The 17247-nt window shown below is 64.4% G+C and carries 17 protein-coding genes; 6 read left to right on the top strand and 11 right to left on the bottom strand.

The features are described 5' to 3' along the window. Positions 1–290 precede the first annotated feature (290 nt). A complete protein-coding gene (locus B015_RS0100395) occupies positions 291–1283 on the bottom strand; it encodes an adenosine kinase (protein WP_018425659.1) in 993 nt (330 codons plus the stop codon). A gap of 170 nt (positions 1284–1453) precedes the next feature. Between B015_RS0100395 and B015_RS0100400 the strand changes: the two genes are divergently transcribed. Continuing rightward, on the top strand, positions 1454–2176 hold the full coding sequence (locus B015_RS0100400; RefSeq protein ID WP_018425660.1) for a sulfate transporter family protein: 723 nt from the start codon (positions 1454–1456) through the stop codon (positions 2174–2176). A 10-nt stretch (positions 2177–2186) separates the two neighbouring features. Here the strand turns inward: B015_RS0100400 and B015_RS0100405 are convergent, their stop codons facing one another. From B015_RS0100405 to dut, 3 genes are all read right to left on the bottom strand, one after another. Next, complete coding sequence (locus B015_RS0100405; RefSeq protein WP_018425661.1) at positions 2187–2993, bottom strand: isocitrate lyase/phosphoenolpyruvate mutase family protein; 807 nt, start codon at positions 2991–2993, stop codon at positions 2187–2189. A 70-nt stretch (positions 2994–3063) separates the two neighbouring features. After that, the gene (locus B015_RS0100410; RefSeq protein WP_018425662.1) at positions 3064–3720 is read right to left on the bottom strand and encodes an HAD family phosphatase; all 657 of its coding nucleotides are present in this window, start codon (positions 3718–3720) and stop codon (positions 3064–3066) included. Continuing rightward, the gene (gene dut / locus B015_RS0100415) at positions 3717–4196 is read right to left on the bottom strand and encodes a dUTP diphosphatase (protein ID WP_018425663.1); all 480 of its coding nucleotides are present in this window, start codon (positions 4194–4196) and stop codon (positions 3717–3719) included. The genes B015_RS0100410 and dut overlap by 4 nt, the downstream gene beginning before the upstream one ends. A gap of 250 nt (positions 4197–4446) precedes the next feature. Between dut and B015_RS0100420 the strand changes: the two genes are divergently transcribed. Then, positions 4447–5244, top strand: coding sequence for a class II glutamine amidotransferase (locus B015_RS0100420; RefSeq protein ID WP_018425664.1), 798 nt, complete (start codon positions 4447–4449; stop codon positions 5242–5244). A gap of 63 nt (positions 5245–5307) precedes the next feature. Here the strand turns inward: B015_RS0100420 and B015_RS33160 are convergent, their stop codons facing one another. Continuing rightward, a complete protein-coding gene (locus tag B015_RS33160) occupies positions 5308–5697 on the bottom strand; it encodes an SRPBCC domain-containing protein (protein ID WP_018425665.1) in 390 nt (129 codons plus the stop codon). Between the two features lie 308 nt (positions 5698–6005). Here B015_RS33160 and B015_RS0100430 point away from each other — a divergent pair, with 308 nt between their 5' ends. From B015_RS0100430 to phnN, 4 genes are all read left to right on the top strand, one after another. Beyond that, the gene (locus B015_RS0100430) at positions 6006–7112 is read left to right on the top strand and encodes a DNA alkylation repair protein (protein ID WP_018425666.1); all 1107 of its coding nucleotides are present in this window, start codon (positions 6006–6008) and stop codon (positions 7110–7112) included. Between the two features lie 130 nt (positions 7113–7242). Next, the gene (locus tag B015_RS0100435) at positions 7243–8160 is read left to right on the top strand and encodes a hypothetical protein (RefSeq protein ID WP_018425667.1); all 918 of its coding nucleotides are present in this window, start codon (positions 7243–7245) and stop codon (positions 8158–8160) included. Positions 8161–8220: 60 nt separating this feature from the next. Beyond that, on the top strand, positions 8221–9804 hold the full coding sequence (locus B015_RS0100440; RefSeq protein ID WP_018425668.1) for a peptide chain release factor 3: 1584 nt from the start codon (positions 8221–8223) through the stop codon (positions 9802–9804). 177 nt (positions 9805–9981) lie between these two features. Further along, the gene (phnN, locus tag B015_RS0100445) at positions 9982–10611 is read left to right on the top strand and encodes a phosphonate metabolism protein/1,5-bisphosphokinase (PRPP-forming) PhnN (protein WP_018425669.1); all 630 of its coding nucleotides are present in this window, start codon (positions 9982–9984) and stop codon (positions 10609–10611) included. Between the two features lie 37 nt (positions 10612–10648). Here phnN and B015_RS0100450 read toward each other — a convergent pair whose 3' ends face one another. The 6 genes from B015_RS0100450 to B015_RS0100475 form a co-directional block, all read right to left on the bottom strand. Then, positions 10649–11743 carry a DUF1513 domain-containing protein gene (locus tag B015_RS0100450; RefSeq protein ID WP_026226735.1) on the bottom strand — a complete coding sequence of 365 codons (1095 nt, stop codon included), beginning with the start codon at positions 11741–11743 and terminating at the stop codon, positions 10649–10651. A gap of 58 nt (positions 11744–11801) precedes the next feature. After that, positions 11802–12872, bottom strand: coding sequence for an imelysin family protein (locus B015_RS0100455; RefSeq protein WP_018425671.1), 1071 nt, complete (start codon positions 12870–12872; stop codon positions 11802–11804). After that, a complete protein-coding gene (locus tag B015_RS0100460) occupies positions 12872–14485 on the bottom strand; it encodes a di-heme oxidoredictase family protein (RefSeq protein WP_018425672.1) in 1614 nt (537 codons plus the stop codon). Before B015_RS0100460 ends, B015_RS0100455 begins: the two co-directional genes overlap by 1 nt. A gap of 9 nt (positions 14486–14494) precedes the next feature. Next, positions 14495–14980 carry a bacterioferritin gene (gene bfr, locus B015_RS0100465; protein WP_018425673.1) on the bottom strand — a complete coding sequence of 162 codons (486 nt, stop codon included), beginning with the start codon at positions 14978–14980 and terminating at the stop codon, positions 14495–14497. Beyond that, on the bottom strand, positions 14946–15257 hold the full coding sequence (locus B015_RS0100470; RefSeq protein ID WP_018425674.1) for a (2Fe-2S)-binding protein: 312 nt from the start codon (positions 15255–15257) through the stop codon (positions 14946–14948). Before B015_RS0100470 ends, bfr begins: the two co-directional genes overlap by 35 nt. A gap of 72 nt (positions 15258–15329) precedes the next feature. After that, positions 15330–16634, bottom strand: a complete 1305-nt coding sequence (locus B015_RS0100475) for an imelysin family protein (protein WP_051091930.1) — start codon at positions 16632–16634, stop codon at positions 15330–15332. Positions 16635–17247: the final 613 nt, after the last annotated feature.

Below are 17247 nucleotides of genomic sequence, written 5' to 3' on the forward strand. Positions count from 1 at the left end.
GGGGGGTGGCAATGGAGGAGTGTGAAATGTTGGAAGGTCGCATTTCTTTGCGCCCCTCCCTCTGGCCTGCCGGCCATCTCCCCCTCAGGTGGGGAGATTGGCAGCGTCGGCCGTCTCGCTCAGGTAGAAGGTTGGCGAAGGCCGTAATGACATTGTGGCCACCTGAGGGGGAGATGGCCGGCAGGCCAGATGGGGGCGACGTAGGGCGCAGCGTGCGTGAAGTCTGCGCAGCCCCTCATCCGCCCCTTCGGGGCACTTTTTCCCGTAAACGGGGCGAAGGAAAAAGAGACCTACAGCAACCCGGCCTGCTCGGCCTCGCGCTTCAAATTCTGCCGCGGCCGAGGGCCGATCTGCTGGATCACCAGGCCGGCGGCCAGCGAGCCGAGGTCGCCGCAATCCTTGAGCGAGCGCCCCTGCGTGTAGCCGTGGAGGAAACCGGCAGCGTAGAGGTCGCCGGCGCCCGTCGTGTCGACCAGCTCGCGGATCTTGGTCGCCTCGATGACCACGGTCTCGTCGCCGCGCACGATCACCGAGCCCTTCTCGGAGCGGGTGATGGCGGCGAGCTTGCAATCCCGGCGGATCTGGGCGAGCGCCTCGTCAAACGACGAGGTCTCGTAGAGCGACTTGATCTCGTGGCTGTTGGCAAAGACGATGTCGACCGTGCCCGAGCGCATCAGGTCGAGGAACTCTGCGCGGTAGCGGTCGACGCAGAATGAATCCGACAGCGTCATCGACACTTCACGGCCGGCGGCGTGTGCGTGGGCGGCGGTCATGCGGATCGCTTCCTTGGCCAGCGGCGGGTCCCACAGATAGCCTTCGAAATAGGTGACTTTGGCGCCACTCGCCTTGTCGGCCTCGACGTCGTCTGGGCCGAGCTCGACGCAGGCGCCGAGAAACGTGTTCATCGAGCGCTCGCCGTCGGGCGTGACGAGGATCATCGAGCGCGCCGTCGGCGGGGTGCCGTCAAGCGGTTTGGTGTCGAAGGCGACGCCCTGGGCGCGGATATCGTGGGTGAAGACCTCGCCGAGATGGTCGCGGGAAACCTTGCCGAAATAGGCGGCGCGGCCGCCGAAGCTGGCGATGCCGGCAGCCGTGTTGCCGGCGGAGCCGCCGGAGGCCTCGATCGCCGGGCCCATGCGCGAATAGAGCAGCTCGGCGCGCTCGCCGTCGATGAGGTTCATCGCGCCCTTGATGATGCCGTTGTCGGTGAGAAAGGCTTCGTCGCATTGCGCGATGATGTCGACGATGGCGTTGCCGATGCACAGCACGTCATATTGGCTCATCAGGGTCTCCGCAGCACTTTGGCCGTAAAAGGGGCCGACGGGTCGGCAAAACGGATTGCGTTTAGCGGCTCGCGGCCCGTTTGCCTACCCGGCAATTTGGCGGGCCCGCGCTTGAGGCCGGCCGTGCGGCACCTTATCTCAGGGGCCGAACAGGGAGCGACCACGCCAACATGATCCTCGACGCCGCCCGCGCCGCCGCAAGCCAGCTCTTCACGGCCGAGTTCCGCAGCGTGTTCTTCAAGACGCTGGGGCTGACGATCCTTGCGCTGGTGGCGCTGTGGTTCGGCATCCGCGAAGTGTTCGACTGGCTTGCCATGCCATGGATCGACGCCATGCTGCCCGGCCTGCCCTCGTGGACCGGCTGGCTCGGGCTGATCGCGGCTGTTGTCGCGGGTATCGGCCTGGCGCTGGGGCTGGCGCTATTGATTGCGCCCGCCACGGCCATCGTCGCCGGCCTGTTCTTGGACGACGTCGCCGAGGTCGTCGAGAAGACCAACTATCCCAATGACCGCCCGGGCCGGCCGGTGCCGGCCTTGCGCGCCCTGGTTCTGGCGATCAAGTTCTTCGGCATCGTCATCCTGGGCAACATCGTGGCGCTGTTCCTGCTGTTCGTGCCGGGCGTCAACATCGGCGCCTTCTTCCTAGTCAACGGCTATCTGCTCGGCCGGGAGTTCTTCGAATTCGCCGCCATGCGTTTCCGCTCCGAGCAGGACGCCAAGGATTTGCGCCGCCGCAACGCCGGCACGGTGTTTTTGGCGGGCCTCGTCATTGCCGCCTTCCTCGCCGTGCCGATCCTCAACCTTCTGACCCCGCTCTTCGCGGCTGCGATGATGGTGCATCTGCACAAGAGCGTATCTGTTTCCGAACTCAGGACGGCCGGACTGCGGGCGTGACGATGACCGATCAGTTGTCGCGGCCGAACATCGCCTGCAGCTTGCCGTAGGGTATGCCGTCGCGGGCGAATTCGAACGTGCCCTGGCCCAGCATCTCGCGCGACGCCCGCTCCATCATGCCGAAGGCGTAGCTCGTCAGCTTGGAGCCGAGCGAAATGCGTTTCGCACCCGCCTCGGCCAGAACGGCGACGGAGAAGCTGGGTACGGCCAGCACGTTGACTGGTTTGGTGACCGAGCTGCACAGGATACGGATCATCTCCACATCGGTGATCCCGGGCGCATAAAGCACGTCGGCCCCGGCCTTTTCGAAAGCCTGCAGCCGCTTGATCGTGTCGTCGAGGTCGGGTCGGTTCCAGAGGAAATTTTCAGAGCGTGCCGTCAGCACGAAATCGTGCTTCAGCGCCCGCGCCGCCTCTGCGGCCGCGGTGATACGCTCCACTGCATGCGAAAAATCATAGATCGGCCGGTCGGCCTCGCCGGTGTGGTCCTCGATCGAGCAGCCGGCAAGGCCCGCGGCTTCGGCCGCGAAGATCGTCTCGGCGGCACTTTCGGGGCTGTCGCCCTTGCCTTTTTCGAGGTCGGCCGACACCGGCAGGCCAGTGGCATGCGCCATGTCGCGGCAGTGGTGGATCATCGCCTCGAAGCCGACGTCGCCGTCGGGCAGGCCGCGCGAGAAGGCGAAGCCGGCGCTTGTCGTTGCCAGCGCCTCGAAGCCGAACGAGGCAAGCAGCTTGGCCGTGCCGACATCCCACGGATTTGGAATGATGAAGGCGCCCGGCGCCTCGTGAAGTTTCCGGAAGACTGCGCCCTTGTCCATGTCATCGCCCTCGAGCTGAACCGACAGGGGGCGAGTGTAGACTGGAGTGCCGAAGGGCTCAAACCCTGTTTCAGCCGATCGGGATCAGTCCCGCCAGCTTGCGCATGTCGTCGAACAGCACGGCCCCGCTGGCAGCCAGCCCGTCGCGGTCGGAATGCGGATCGCCGTGATAGCCGAACACCCGCATGCCGGCGGCGGCACCGGCCTGTGCGCCAGCGACGCTGTCTTCAATGACGACGCAGTCGGAAGGCTCAAAACCCATTGTGCCGGCGGCATGGAGGAAGAGGTCGGGGAAGGGCTTGCCGCGCTCGACCATGGTGGCCGAAAACAGCACGTCGCGGAAATAGGTGAGCAGCCCGGTCTGGCCGAGCGTCATGTGCATCTTGTTGACGCGCGCCGAAGACGCCACGCAATAGGCGATACCGGCGGATTGCACCGCCGTGACGAAGGTCTCGATATGCGGGATGGCCTGCACGCCCGTTTCGAACAGCTCGGGCAGCTCGCGATACCAGCGCTCGACGAAGTCGGGGCCGAGGCTGACGCCTGTTGCCTCGACCTCCTTCTGCACCGACACCAGGCTGCGGCCGACGAACTGCTTGCGGCATTGCTCGTAGCTGACGGGATAGCCGGCTTCGCTCAACCAGGCCGACAGGCGGCGGTTGGCCAGCGGCTCGGTGTCGACGAGAACGCCGTCACAGTCGAAGATGACGAGCTTGGGCGCGCTCACGCGGTGCCCGTCGAGCCGAAGCCGCCGCTGCCGCGCGTCGTGTCACCGGCGAGGTCGCGCTCCTCGACCTGGGCGCGGGTCACCGACGCAATGACGATCTGGGCGATGCGCATGCCGCGCTCGACATAGAAGTCCTCGTCGCCATGGTTGATCAAGAGCACCTTGACCTCGCCGCGATAGTCGCTGTCGATGGTGCCGGGCGTGTTGAGGCAGGTGATGCCGTGCTTGAAGGCGAGGCCGGAACGCGGCCTGATCTGGCCTTCGAAGCCCATGGGGATTTCGAAGACCAGACCGGTCGGCACAAGCGCGCGCTTGCCGGGCAGGATGAGCATCGGCCGGTCCTCGGGGACGGCGGCGCGCAGGTCCATGCCGGCTGCGCCCGTGGTCTCGTAGGCAGGCAGCTGCAGGTCGCCTGCATGCGGCAAACGAACGATCCCGACGACGGGGGCGGAAGAATTTTCGGAGGCGGATTTCATGGCGGCGATCCTATGGGACGGTGCTCGGAGAACGTCAATCCCGATCTCCACGCTGCGCGCCTGCAAGGACAGGCCTGTGTGGTTTTTGCATGACGGAACTCATGTGAACCTTTGCCACAGCCGCGACACAAACGGATGGCGAAGCTCGGCAGAGTGCGATTCCGCGCATTTACGATTTTTTATACGTGCTGGCCGAGTCTGGACTTGGTCTTGAGCCCGCCTTGCGGGCCGAAATTGAGGTCGATGCGCGATGTGCCGGTGGGCCGCCTATCTCGGTGAAGAGGTCTTTCTCGAAGACATCGTTTCCGCACCGTGCCATTCGCTGATCGCCCAGAGCCACTGCGCCGAGGAAGCGAAGTCGCCGACCAATGGCGACGGCTTCGGGCTCGCCTGGTATGGCGACCGGCCCGAACCCGGCCTCTACCGCGACATCCTGCCGGCCTGGTCGGATCCCAATCTCAAAAGCCTGTGCCGCCAGATCAAGTCGAGCCTGTTTCTGGCCCATGTGCGTGCCGCGACAGGCGGTGGCACCAGCCGGGCCAATTGCCATCCCTTCATCTCGGGCCGCTGGAGCTTCATGCACAATGGCCAGATTTCCGGCTTCGAAAAGATCCGCCGCCGGCTGGAGGCCGCCGTCTGCGACACGCTCTACGACCAGCGCCAGGGAACGACCGATTCCGAATTGTTCTTCCTGCTGATGCTGGAGGAGGGGCTGGATGCCGACCCGCAAGGGGCGGTGGCTCGGGCCACATGCCGCGTCGTCGAGGCGTCGGAAGCCGCCGGCATGACCGCCTCGTTCAAGCTGACGGCGGCGTTCAGCGATGGCGAAAGGCTGTTTGCGGTGCGTTACGCCACCGATGCGCATGCACCGACCCTCTACACGCGTGACGGGGCCGCCGGCCGCTGCATCGTCTCCGAGCCCTTCGACCGCGAAGGCGAAAGCTGGCAGGCCGTGCCGCCGTCGAGCTTCGTCACCATGACACGGCAAGGCATGACGGTCAGTCCGTTCGAGCCGGCCTCAGCGAACCGGGCGGTAGCCGCGGAGTGACGGGCTTCTTGGCCCCGCGCTTCTACCTCTAACTCTCCAAGCGAGGGGCAGGGCGGCCTTCGCTCAGTGATGCGCCAGTGCCTTGTTCATCGGTTCCCAATACATCTTCGTCCAGCCTTCATCGAGCATGGCGCGGGCCGAGCGCGGATAGCCGTTCTGGTCGAAGACGAGCCGGGTGCCGCCGGCCTCGGCTTCGAGTTCGAAGCGGACGACCGAATAGATACCCTCAGCCCAATGCCTGGAACGCCACGCCTGGACGATGCGGCGATTGGGCACCAGCTCGAGGTTGCGAGCTTCGATGTCGCCACCGAAGATCGACACCTCGCCGCCCTCATGCGTCGAGATGTGGGCCGAGAGCCCACCCGTCATTGCCTGGAAACGCGCGGCGTTGAGAAGCAGATCGTAGATGTCCTTCGGCGTGCCCCTGAGATGCACTTCCTGGTGAATGGTCACGGTGACCTCCCTGGATCTGGACAGCGCTTTTGGGGATATTTTCGGCCTGTCGCCGGTGGTCGTCAATCGAACATGCGGCGGGCACTCGCCGGAACATCCGCCAAGCCGAACGTGCGCGCGCCTGCGTCCGAGGACGCCGGTCTCACCATTTTGTGCTGTAGAGGCGGCCGACTGGAGAAACTCCTGACAGCTCCCTGGCAGGAGCCAAGTTGTACTTTGGCGTCTCGATTCGTATCTGCGCAGGAAGCCGCTGCATTCGAACGGATGCACGGGGTCGGCGCGGGGGCGCGCTAGGGACAAGAGAGTAGATGACGGAAGACCAGACGCAGGCCGCACCGGCGCTGAAGGAAATCTTCGACCGTGCCCGGTTCGGGCATATCGCCAACGAGATGGCGGCGATTTCGCCTGACTTTGACGGTGAACGCTTCACGGCACTGGCGACTGACAATCTCGACGCGCTTGGCATCATGCAGAGGCTGCGGCAGACGGCCGAAGCCCTGCACGGCGCGCTGCCCGACAATTTTGCCCGCTCGGTCGAGTTGCTCGGCGAGCTCGCGCCGCGCATCGGCCATGGCTTTGCGTCGATCGTGCTGGCTGAATTCGTCGCGCTTTATGGCAGGGCGCATTTCGAGCGCTCGATGGAGGCGCTGCATTATTTCACCCGCTTCGGTTCGGCCGAGTTCGCGATCCGCCATTTCCTCGCTGACGATTTTGGCCGTACCCTCAAGGTCATGCGCGGCTGGGCGCTCGACGGCAACGAGCATGTGCGCCGCCTCGCCAGCGAAGGGTCGCGTCCGCGCCTGCCTTGGTCGTTCCAGCTGAAGAACCTGATCTCCGACCCGTCGCCGACCGTGCCGATCCTCGAGGCGCTGAAGAACGATCCGAGCCTTTATGTGCGCAAGTCGGTGGCGAACCACCTCAACGACATCTCCAAGGACAATGCCGGCCTGCTGGTCGAGCGGCTGGCGCGCTGGGACATGAACGACAGGAACACCGCCTGGATCGTGCGCCATGCCTTGCGGACGCTGATCAAGAAGGGCGATCCAAGGGCGCTGGAGCTGATCGGCACCACCGGCAAGCCCAAGGTCGATGTCCAGGCATTCGCGGTGACGCCGGCGTCGATCGCACTCGGCGGCCGCATCGCGCTGAAGACATGCATCGTCTCGACCGCCGCCGAGCCGCAGCAGCTGGTGGTCGATTATGCCGTCCACTATGTGAAGAAGGCCGGAGGCACCTCGAAGAAGGTGTTCAAGCTGAAGGAGATCACCCTGCCGCCGACGGGCCGCAAGGAGCTGGAGATCAGCCAGGCAGTCCGCGACTTCACCACCCGCAAGCATTATCCCGGCCACCATCGCGTCGAGCTGATTGTCAATGGCGAGACGGTCGCCGAGGGCGGTTTTGACCTGCGCGGATAAGCCGGGTCTCAAGTCGGAGGCCGAATTTATATATAAATTCAAAGGCTTGCGAATTCGGCTGAAAACAGCCATCGATGGATGAAGCGCGTGAGCGAAGTCGCTTGGCGTGTATTTTCATCGAGGATGCGAAATGACCGGCTTCAATTATGTGGGCTCCGGCCCTTATTGCTATGCGAACTCCTTCGCTATGATGTTCGGCGCGGCGGCGCCGTCTCCTGCGGTCGTCGAATTCGCCACGTCGAGCCCGTTCGGCATGCAGCTGATCGGCGGTTTGATGCCTTTCTTCGATCCTTATGGCTGGGATCCCGAGAAGGGCTTTGCCGACGCGCTTGCGGCACTTGGCTGGACCACCGAAGTGTCGAGCGGCGGCGATGAGGACGAGGCGCTTGCCCGGCTGCGGGCAGCACTGGCCGACGGCCCGGTGTGGATCGGTCCGGTGGAGATGGGGCATCTGAGGCACCAGCCCGGCATGCGTGGCCCGATCGAGGCCGACCACTATGTCGTCGTCCTGGCGCTCGAGGATGGGCGGGTGCTGATGCACGATCCTCAGGGCTATCCTTATGCCGAGCTGCCCGTGGCCGACTTCATGGCGGCCTGGAAGGCGGCGACGCTGACCTATGGCACGGCCTTCACCATGCGCACCCGCTTCCGCCAGCTCGCCGTGCTGACCGAAGCCGAGACGATCGAAGCGTCGCTGCCGGCGGCGCGGCGCTGGCTGTCCATGTCAGATGCGGGTGACATGCCCGAGGGCAGCGTTGGCAATGGAGCAGCAGCCGAGCGGCTGGCCGACATGATCGAACCGGGTTGCGACAACGGCCTGCGCGGCCACATGATCCACTTCGCCGTCCGTGTCGGCGCCCGCCGCGCCAACGATGCCGCCACCTGCCTGGAACGCATCGGCCACAAGGACGCGGCGAGCGTGGCGGCCATGCAGGCGCGGTTGATCGGCTCGCTGCAGCATTCGCTTGTCGTCGGCGACGACATCAGGGCTGCCAAAGCGCTCAGGGCGTTGGCGCCGACCTATGGCGAGTTGCTGGCCACGCTGTAGCGTCGTGGACAGGCGCGGCATCGGCTGCTAGAAGCCGGCGCATCACATGGATTCCTGAAAATGGCTGAAGACATCGAAAAGGCGGTGGCGCGCCGCCGTACTTTCGCGATCATCGCGCACCCTGACGCCGGCAAGACGACGCTGACCGAAAAGCTGCTGCTGTTCGGCGGCGCGATCCAGCTCGCCGGCGAGGTCAAGGCCAAGAAGGACAAGATCCAGACGCGCTCGGACTGGATGAAGATCGAGCGTGAGCGCGGCATCTCGGTCGTCACCTCGGTGATGACCTTCGAATATGGCGACAACGTCTTCAACCTGCTCGACACGCCCGGCCACGAGGACTTCGCCGACGACACCTATCGCACGCTGTCGGCTGTCGACAGCGCGGTCATGGTCATCGACGCCGCCAAGGGTATCGAGCCACGCACGCTGAAGCTGTTCGAGGTCTGCCGCCTGCGCGACATCCCGATCATTACCTTCGTCAACAAGATGGACCGCGAGGCCCGCAACACCTTCGAGATCCTCGACGAGATCGAAGAGAAGCTGGCGCTCGACACCGCTCCGATCACCTGGCCGATCGGCCAGGGCAAGACCTTCTCCGGCACCTACCACCTCGCCGAGAACGCCGTGCGCCACGGCGACGATGAGAAGGAGCGGACGCCGGTGCATGGCCCGGATTCCAACCGCGCCGCCGGCCTTCTGCCCGACAACGACCGCCCAGCCTTCATCGAGGAGCTGGAGCTGGCGCGCGAGGCCTGCCGGCCGTTCGACCTCCAGGCCTTCCGCGAAGGCCATCTGACGCCTGTCTATTTCGGCTCGGCGCTCAGGAATTTCGGCGTCCGCGACCTGATCGAGGCTCTGGGCGATTTCGGTCCGGCGCCGCGCGCCCAGGAAGCCGACACTCGCAAGGTCGAGGCGACGGAAGAGAAGATGACGTCGTTCGTCTTCAAGATCCAGGCCAACATGGATCCCAATCACCGCGACCGTATCGCCTTTGTCCGCGTCTGCTCGGGCGAGCTCAAGCGCGGCATGAAGGCCAAGCTGGTGCGCACCGGCAAGCAGATGAGTCTGTCGGCGCCGCAGTTCTTCTTCGCCCGCTCGCGCATCACCGCCGACGAAGCCTATGCCGGCGACGTCGTCGGCATCCCCAACCACGGCACGCTGCGCATCGGCGACACGCTGACCGAGGGCGAGGACATCCTGTTCCGAGGCGTGCCCAACTTCGCGCCCGAAATCCTGCGCCGCGTCCGTCTAGGCGACGCGATGAAGGCCAAGAAGCTCAAGGAAGCGCTGCAGCAGATGGCCGAGGAAGGCGTGGTGCAGCTGTTCCAGCCCGAAGATGGCTCGCCGGCCATCGTCGGCGTCGTCGGCGCGCTGCAGATCGATGTGCTCAAGGAGCGTCTCAACGTCGAGTACACACTGCCCGTCGACTTCGAGATGTCGCGCTTCTCCGTTTGCCGCTGGATCAGCGCCGACGACAAGGCCGACCTGCAGCGCTTCGTTGAAAGCCATCGCGGCGACATCGCCCGCGATCTCGACAACGATCCGGTCTATCTCGCCCAGCACGAGTTCTCGCTCAACTACGAGGCCGAGCGCTGGAAGATGATTCGTTTCGCCGCGATCAAGGACTATCAGGTCCGCACGTAGTCCATGCTCCCGCGCCTTCCGGGATAGAGCTGATTTCGGGTCGACGCGCGGGCCGGCGGCACCCTGTTGCCGTTCCGTCGCAAGGCTTTCGTCATTCCGTCATGCAAATCGCTTAACTCCCTAGCCGGCGCTGGCCGGCAGGGCGGGGGCTCTGCTATTTGGAGGAAATGACGTCGCATGATGGTTTCAGCATTGATCGAGCGTGAATTGACCCGGGTGGGCTCTCCTGTGCGCAACGGCGTGTTTGTCGCCGTGGTCGGGCCGAGCGGCGCCGGCAAGGACACGCTGATTGCCTATGTGCGCGACCGCCTGACCGATGACGACCATGTCGAGTTCGCCCGCCGCGTCATCACGCGCAACAGCGACGGCGCCACCGAAGATCATGACACGCTTGAAGACGCTGCCTTCGTCGAGGCTGAAGCCGCCGGCGCCTTTGCGCTGTCGTGGGAGGCGCACGGCCTGCGCTACGGCATCCCGGCTGCCGTCGACGAAGCCATTTCCAACGGCCATGTCGTCGTTGCCAACACCTCGCGCGGCATCATTCCGGCGCTGCGCGACCGTTACGCCAATGTCGCTGTGGTCGAGATATCGGCATCGCCCGACATTCTCGCGACGCGGCTCGCCGCACGCGGACGGGAATCGCGGGGCGAGGTGCTGGCGCGCCTTGCCCGCACCGTGGCGCACGACCTCAGCGGCCCGGGCCATGTGCAGATCGACAATTCCGGCTCACCCGAGATCGCCGGCGAGAAGTTCCTCGCCGTGCTGCGCAAGGCCGTCGCCTATTCGGATGTCTCCGGGCTCGTCTGACTTGATTGCGTAAGGTATTGCTTACGTTTATTGCAAGTCAGATGCGCAGCATGTGGTTGTCCCAGACATAGTCTGGACGCTCTGCCTGCTCGCCGTCGGGGGCGACGATGAGGCCGCCGCCGGTTGTAGCTAGAAAGCCGTCGCGGTCGGGCGCAAGCCCGCAGACCTCGACCAGATCGTTCTTGGCCATCACCTTGCCGGTCTTCGCCTCGATCATCGCCCATGCGTTGCCTTCCGGCGACGAGACGGCAACCAGCCCGGCGTCGCGGTTTGCCGCCACTGAGCCGATATAGTTGCGGAAGCCGCCGAGGATGTCGTCTGGCATCTCCAGCATGGAAAGTTCCTCGCCGCGCCTGGCACGGCCGACCAGAAGTGGCCTTTCGCTCGCCGGACCCTCGTGCTGGCAGCCGAACCAGACGGTGCCCTCGGCGTCGATGTCCATGTGCCGGATCGACAGCTGGTGCAGCTTCTCGGGCAATTCGTGCTTTTCGAGGAGGTCGCCGGATACGCGGTCGACCAGCACGAAGGACGGCTTCATGGTCGGGATGTTGAGTTTGGCGCGACCAAAATCCGGGTGGGTCTCGATGCCGCCATTGCAGATGGCAAGTGTCCTGCCGTCGCCGAGCAGGATCAGTTCGTGCGGGCCGACGCCATGGGTCGGGAATTCGCCGGTGCGGCGGAAGCCGTCGCGGGCGTCATAGACGCCGACCATGCCGGCCGCGTTGTCGAAATCGTTCTCGGTCACATAGAGCAGCGCCCCGTCGGGCGAGAACACGCCATGGCCGTAATAATGGCGGCCGGCGATGCTCGGAATGGTCAGCGGTTGGTCCCTGCCGGTGTGGTCGAAGACCAGCATGAAGGTGCCGGGCTGGCGGGCAAAGACCACCGACTTGCGCGAGATGGGATCGAAGGTCACGTCATGTCCGCGCTCGGGCAAAGCGACGCTGTGCAGGATCTTGCCCGCCTCGGACATCACCGCGACGCCATACTCGCCGGTGCGCGCTTGGTAAGCGGTGGCGAACATAGCGTCGGTTTCGAGCGCCAGCGCGCGTTTCGCAGGCGCGAGCGACATCAGGAAGGTCGTGCCTGCGGCCTTGAGGAAGTCGCGGCGGTCGAAGAGTGGCGTGCGCAGTTCTTGTTTGAGCATGATCTTGTCCGAAAACCGGCGTCCACTTTTCGGGATCATGCTCTCAGTCGCCGTCCAGCGACGAGAAGCCGGCGGTCAGCCCGAGCGCGCTCGACAGACGGGTGCCGAACAGCTCCGACAGGCTCGATGTGACGACGCCGAAATAGGTGAGCTTGGCGCGCTTGTCGGCATCCGCCAGCGCTGCGTCGATAGGGCCGGTGATGCCCGCTACCGCGTTCTGGCCATTGGCGAACTCGAAATCGATCGACTGGGCGATCCACTGGGAATCGTCAGGCAGAAGCGAACCGAAATGCGAGGCGTCGAACAGCGCCTTCATGCCTGCGAGGTTGCCGCCGAGCGAGGCGGTCGTACCTTCCGAGCGCCAGTAGAGCGCCTGTTTCGGCTTGTCGGCGGAAGCCTCCTTGCCAAGGAAACCACCAACGCGCACATCGCGGACAAGCTCCAGTCCGTTGACATAGACCTCGAGCAGCGCGGTCGCCGCTTCCGAGGCAGTGCGGTAGAGCGGGTTCTGCGGCCCGGGATGCTGCCACTGGCTGGCAAAACCTTTGTCGTCACGCCAGGCTGCATCGACGTCGGTGGCGATCGTGCCGATGTTGCCGGCGATAGCCTTGCCATAGGCGCAGCGATAGGCGGCCGATGTGCCGGCAAGCTCGTCGGCACCGGTGCCGAACAGCACGAATTCGAGCGCGCCGAGGCCTTGCATCGCCACGCTCTTGTCGCCGAGCTTGGCGGCGTCGGTTGCTGTTTCGTCCTTGTCGGACAGGGCGGCCTGCACCTGTTTCAGACCGGTGCCCTTGCGGTCCGGCCAGAACAGCATGCGCTCGAGACGGTTGTGTTCGGTGATCGGGCCGAAGCGGATGATCTCGATTTCCGACCAGGTCACCGTCGTCTTGGAGAAGGCCGCACGCGCCGCCGCAAGATTGTCTGCCGACGGTGCGGCGCAAAGCGCCTCGACGCTCTTTCCGAGTGCTGCCGTGACCTCCACGAGCCGGCCATAGGCGGGGCGGATGAAGCCGTCGATGGCGTCGGCGATGTCCGATGCCTGGTTGGCGTGGGCGGCAGCGGGCAGTGCGACCAAGAGGGCAAGCGATGCTGCAAGGACGGATCTGGCCATCAGAGCGACTCCAGGAATTTGATCAAAGCGTTGCGGTCATCGGCGGGAAGCGCTGCGAAGCGGTCGCGTGCCGCCTGTCCCTCGCCGCCGTGCCACAGAATGGCTTCGGTGAGGTTGCGGGCGCGGCCGTCATGCAGGAAGAAGGTGTGGCCGTTGACCGTCTGGGTCAGGCCTATGCCCCAGAGCGGCGGCGTGCGCCATTCGCGCCCCGTGGCATCGCCGACCTGCTGGCCGTCGGCCAGCTCCTCGCCCATGTCGTGCAGCAGGAAGTCGGAATAGGGCCAGATCAGCTGGAAGGCCTGCGCCTTGTTGGGCGCGTCGCGGCGGGTGACGAATTTCGGCATATGGCACGAGGCGCAGCCAGCCTCGTAGAACATCTGCTTGCCACGCAGCACTAGCGGATTGTCGATGTCGCGGCGGGCGGGCACGGCGAGGTTCTGCGAATAGAAGGTGACGAGATCCATGATCGGATCGGGCGCCTCTACCGGTCCAAGCCGCTCTTGTACGCCGTTGGGCATGGCGAGGCAGTCGGCCTGGGCTTCGGTGCAGTCGCCCCAATGGTGCGGCACTTCAGGCGTCGAGATGCCGATGTCACCGGCAAAGGCATCTGCCGACTGCTGGCGGATCGTCGGCGTCTGCGCCTTCCAGCCGAAGCGCCCAAGCGTCAGTTCGCCTGTCTTCTTGTCGCGCACGATCGAGGCCCTGCCGGAGATGCCGTCGCCGTTCTTGTCGTCCGGATCGGCATTGGCGAGGATGTCGGCGGGATGGATCTGCTCGACCAGGCCAAGGCCGATCATCGCCGGCGTAACCCGCGGCGACAGTGTCGTTCTCGGATCCATCGGACCGTAGCCAAGATCGGAGACCGAATAGCTCGGCCAGCGCAGCGTCAGATGGGTGCCGTCGGGGAGTTCGACCGGGACGGTCTGGTAGGAAATCACCATCCGGCCTTCGCCCTTCAGACCGGGCACGGCGAGGTCCTGGAACTGGCTGCCATAGACCGGGTCGGGGAAATTCAGGACGCGCCGGTCGGCGACGGCTGCCTTTTCCTCGTCGGTTTCCGCCACGCGTGCGAGGCGCAGGAACATCGAGGTGGCGTCGGCATTGCCTTCCGGCGGATGGCCGCGGCCGTCCTTGAGGTGGCAGCTCTGGCAGGCGCGCGCATTGAACAGCGGCCCGAGGCCGTCAGAGGCCTGTGTCGACGATGGCGACGACACCCAAAGTTTGGTGAAGAAGCCGTTGCCAAGTTTGAAGTCGCCTTCTTCCTCGAAAGTGATGTTGGCGGAGGATTGTGAGAAGGCGTCTCGGTTGGCGCTTTTCTTGGAGGTGCCGGCACCGCCCTGCATCAGCTCGAACTGCTCGGGCTTCGAAAAATCGGTGGTCGGCCTGACGATCTTGTCGACGCGTGCCTTGTCGACAGGCTTGAGATCTTGGCGTTCGGTGGCGAGCCCATCCGGAACCGGCTCGCCGGCGACCGAGGGAACGGCAGCGCCGAGAAGCAGCAGGCCGGCAACGAAATTGCGAAGTGCCGGAGCACTTCGCTTGTCGTGTGTCGTGGGGGTGCAGGTGGGCGCACCCGGTAGCATGCGGCGCGTCAGAGGGAAGGTGCGCCGCATTCCGGCATCCTATTCGGCCTTGTCTGCGGTCTCGGCGTTGAGCTGACCGTACTTCTCTTCGCCGATCTCCCCGAGTAGCTGCAACTGCGTCTCGAGGAAGTCGATATGGCCTTCCTCGTCGGCGAGCAGCTCCTCGAAGAGCTTCATGGATACGTAGTCGCCGTGCTGCTGGCAGACATCGCGTGACTTCTTGTAGGAGGTGCGGGCGTCATATTCGCCGGCAAGATCGCTTTCGAGCACTTCCTTGACGTTCTGGCCGATGCGCAGCGGCGCTACCGACTGCAGGTTGGGATGGCCTTCGAGGAAGATGATGCGGGCCACCAGCCGGTCGGCGTGGCGCATCTCTTCGATCGATTCTTCGCGTTCCTTCTTGGCGAGCTTGCCGTAACCCCAATCTTCGAGCAGGCGGTAGTGAACCCAATACTGGTTGACCGCGCCGAGTTCGAGGAAGAGGGCTTCGTTAAGCCGCTCGATGACCTGCTTTTCGCCTTTCATTGAATCTGCTCCCAAATTGGACCCGCAACTCTTTCACACGGTCCATGTGTGAAACGATGTCGCCTTCACCCGCCTCCGTACGGGTATGGTAGGCTTCGGTTACCCGAATGATCGTTTCGACCACATTTGGAAAGCAGCCGCAACAGCGCCCGCGCTTTTGCAGCGTGTGATAGACCTTGGCAGGCACGATCAGCGACCAGGGGTCGCCGTCCAGAAGCTCGATGATCGTGTCTTCGATCTCCTTCTGGGTGATCAGGTTGCAGTGGCAGATCAGCATTGCAGGCTCTGGGTGGCTGGCAGCGCACCTCTGCGCGCTGCTTGGCTGAAATTATCTAGGTGCGTGGCACCCTCACTGGAAGACCTTGTCGGGGGAATCGAGGCTGTCCGAACCTTCGAACGCGATCTTGTCGAGCTTCAGGGCCGCTACGGCACGCTCGATCGACTTGGTCTGGTCGACAAGTGCGTCGATTGCCGCCTGGACGGTGGCGTTGCCTTCGACATTGCCTTCGCCGATCTGCTGGTCGTAGGCCTCGCCGGCATCGGCGCGCGCCTTGATGGCTTCCATCTTGGCGACGGTCGTGTCGAGCTTGCCGCTGAGCTCGGTGTCGAGGGCGGCGTCAGTTGCCTTGACCAGATCCGACACCGACGGGCCTTCGACGGTCGAGCCGTCGATGCGCTTGTAGCTGCCGTGATAGGCGTTGCGGATGCCGATCGCGTCGTAGAGATGCGAGATGTGGGTGTTGTCGGAGAAGCAGTCGTGTTCTTCTTCGGGATCGTGGATCAGCAGGCCGAGCTTCATGCGCTGGCCTGCGAGTTCGCCGTAGGACAGCGAACCCATGCCGGTGAGGATGGCCGAGATGCCGGCGTTGGTTTCGCCGTCGGTGAGCGCCTTGCGGGCAGCGCCGTCGGCCTTCCAGTTGCCGACCATCTCCTCGAGGTCCGAGACCAGGAGGTCGGACGCCACCTGGAGATACTGGGCGCGGCGGTCGCAATTGCCGCCGGTGCAGTTGGCCGTGTCGTAGTCGGTGTAGGGACGGTTGCCGGCGCCGGGACCGGTGCCGTTCAGGTCCTGGCCCCAGAGCAGGAATTCGATGGCGTGATAGCCGGTGGCGACGTTGGCCTCGATGCCGCCGGCCTCCTGCAGCGTGCCCGACAGGAGCTCGGGCGTGATCTTCGAGGCGTCGACCTTCTGGCCGTTGATCTCGATCGACGGGTTGGCGATCACATTGGCGGTGTAAAGCGAATTCTCGTCGGACTCGGTGCCGTAGCTCTTGTCGACATAGTCGATCAGGCCTTCGTCGAGCGGCCAGGCGTTCACGCGGCCTTCCCAATCATCGACGATGGCGTTGCCGAAGCGATAGACCTCGGTCTGCTGGTAAGGCAGGCGCGATGCCTTCCAGGCCTCGCGAGCGGCCTTCAGCGTCGCGTCCGACGGCTTGGCGATCAACGCTTCGACGGCAACGTCGAGCGCCTTGGCCGTGGTCAGCGAGTCTTCGTATTTGGCGAGCGCGATGTCGGCATAGGTCGAGATGACAGCCTTGGCGTCGGTGTCTGCCTTTGCCGGCAGCACGAAAACGGCAGCGGTAAGCGCCGTCGTCGCGGCGATCGCAGCGATCCTGCCGAAATGCCGGCTGCGCGAGATGGATGCAGGCATGGTCGTCTCCTCAGTAAACCGAACTGCGCCCGACGGCGCGAAAAAGTCGAGCACCCGCAAGGACTTGCCAGGCTGGAACCGCGAAATCGACTGTTGGCTCAAGGGGGTTGGAGCCTTCGGCGCCCTGGCGGTCCATGCTCCGAATTCGGCTCGGAAGGGACACTGTGCAGGCGTCCGCGCAACCGCGCGGCATCACGAAGGCAGGCACCCTGTTGGCTCCAATCGAAAGGGTTAAAGGCCCAGACATCAAAGACAGGCGCTGTAAAGCACGCCGCCATAAAAGCGGTGTGGCCTGAAAAGTCAACGCATATTCCGGCAAAAAGCGTAGTTGTATCAATAGTTTAGAATTATTCTAAACTGAATTTGTCCAGTTTGCGGGTAGTCTCTTCCGCCAAGCTGTTGATTTGTCGAGACATGGCGCTGGACCCGGCCGCAAGCATCGGGAAGCCGCTGCGACATCAGGTAGCGCCGCGATATGGCGCGGTCAGGGTGTGGCGCGCATGACGGTCCTGCCCGCCTGTCGGCCATGAAATCCTGCCTGTCAGCCATGAAATCACGTCATGGCCTCTTGCGGCGGAGGCCCCTAGCGGTCATTTCGGTAGAGATTTCCTGT

It is taken from the genome of Hoeflea sp. 108, from assembly GCF_000372965.1.
In the GTDB taxonomy this organism is placed as follows: domain Bacteria; phylum Pseudomonadota; class Alphaproteobacteria; order Rhizobiales; family Rhizobiaceae; genus Aminobacter.

Excerpts from the sequence above, each read along its gene's own strand:
- B015_RS0100395 (WP_018425659.1), bottom strand. The coding sequence starts at position 1,283 with ATGAGCCAATATGACGTGCTGTGCATCGGCAACGCCATCGTCGACATC.
- B015_RS0100400 (WP_018425660.1), top strand. The coding sequence starts at position 1,454 with ATGATCCTCGACGCCGCCCGCGCCGCCGCAAGCCAGCTCTTCACGGCC.
- B015_RS0100405 (WP_018425661.1), bottom strand. The coding sequence starts at position 2,993 with ATGGACAAGGGCGCAGTCTTCCGGAAACTTCACGAGGCGCCGGGCGCC.
- dut (WP_018425663.1), bottom strand. The coding sequence starts at position 4,196 with ATGAAATCCGCCTCCGAAAATTCTTCCGCCCCCGTCGTCGGGATCGTT.
- B015_RS0100420 (WP_018425664.1), top strand. The coding sequence starts at position 4,447 with ATGTGCCGGTGGGCCGCCTATCTCGGTGAAGAGGTCTTTCTCGAAGAC.
- B015_RS0100430 (WP_018425666.1), top strand. The coding sequence starts at position 6,006 with ATGACGGAAGACCAGACGCAGGCCGCACCGGCGCTGAAGGAAATCTTC.
- B015_RS0100435 (WP_018425667.1), top strand. The coding sequence starts at position 7,243 with ATGACCGGCTTCAATTATGTGGGCTCCGGCCCTTATTGCTATGCGAAC.
- B015_RS0100440 (WP_018425668.1), top strand. The coding sequence starts at position 8,221 with ATGGCTGAAGACATCGAAAAGGCGGTGGCGCGCCGCCGTACTTTCGCG.
- phnN (WP_018425669.1), top strand. The coding sequence starts at position 9,982 with ATGATGGTTTCAGCATTGATCGAGCGTGAATTGACCCGGGTGGGCTCT.
- B015_RS0100455 (WP_018425671.1), bottom strand. The coding sequence starts at position 12,872 with ATGGCCAGATCCGTCCTTGCAGCATCGCTTGCCCTCTTGGTCGCACTG.
- B015_RS0100460 (WP_018425672.1), bottom strand. The coding sequence starts at position 14,485 with ATGCGGCGCACCTTCCCTCTGACGCGCCGCATGCTACCGGGTGCGCCC.
- bfr (WP_018425673.1), bottom strand. The coding sequence starts at position 14,980 with ATGAAAGGCGAAAAGCAGGTCATCGAGCGGCTTAACGAAGCCCTCTTC.
- B015_RS0100470 (WP_018425674.1), bottom strand. The coding sequence starts at position 15,257 with ATGCTGATCTGCCACTGCAACCTGATCACCCAGAAGGAGATCGAAGAC.
- B015_RS0100475 (WP_051091930.1), bottom strand. The coding sequence starts at position 16,634 with ATGCCTGCATCCATCTCGCGCAGCCGGCATTTCGGCAGGATCGCTGCG.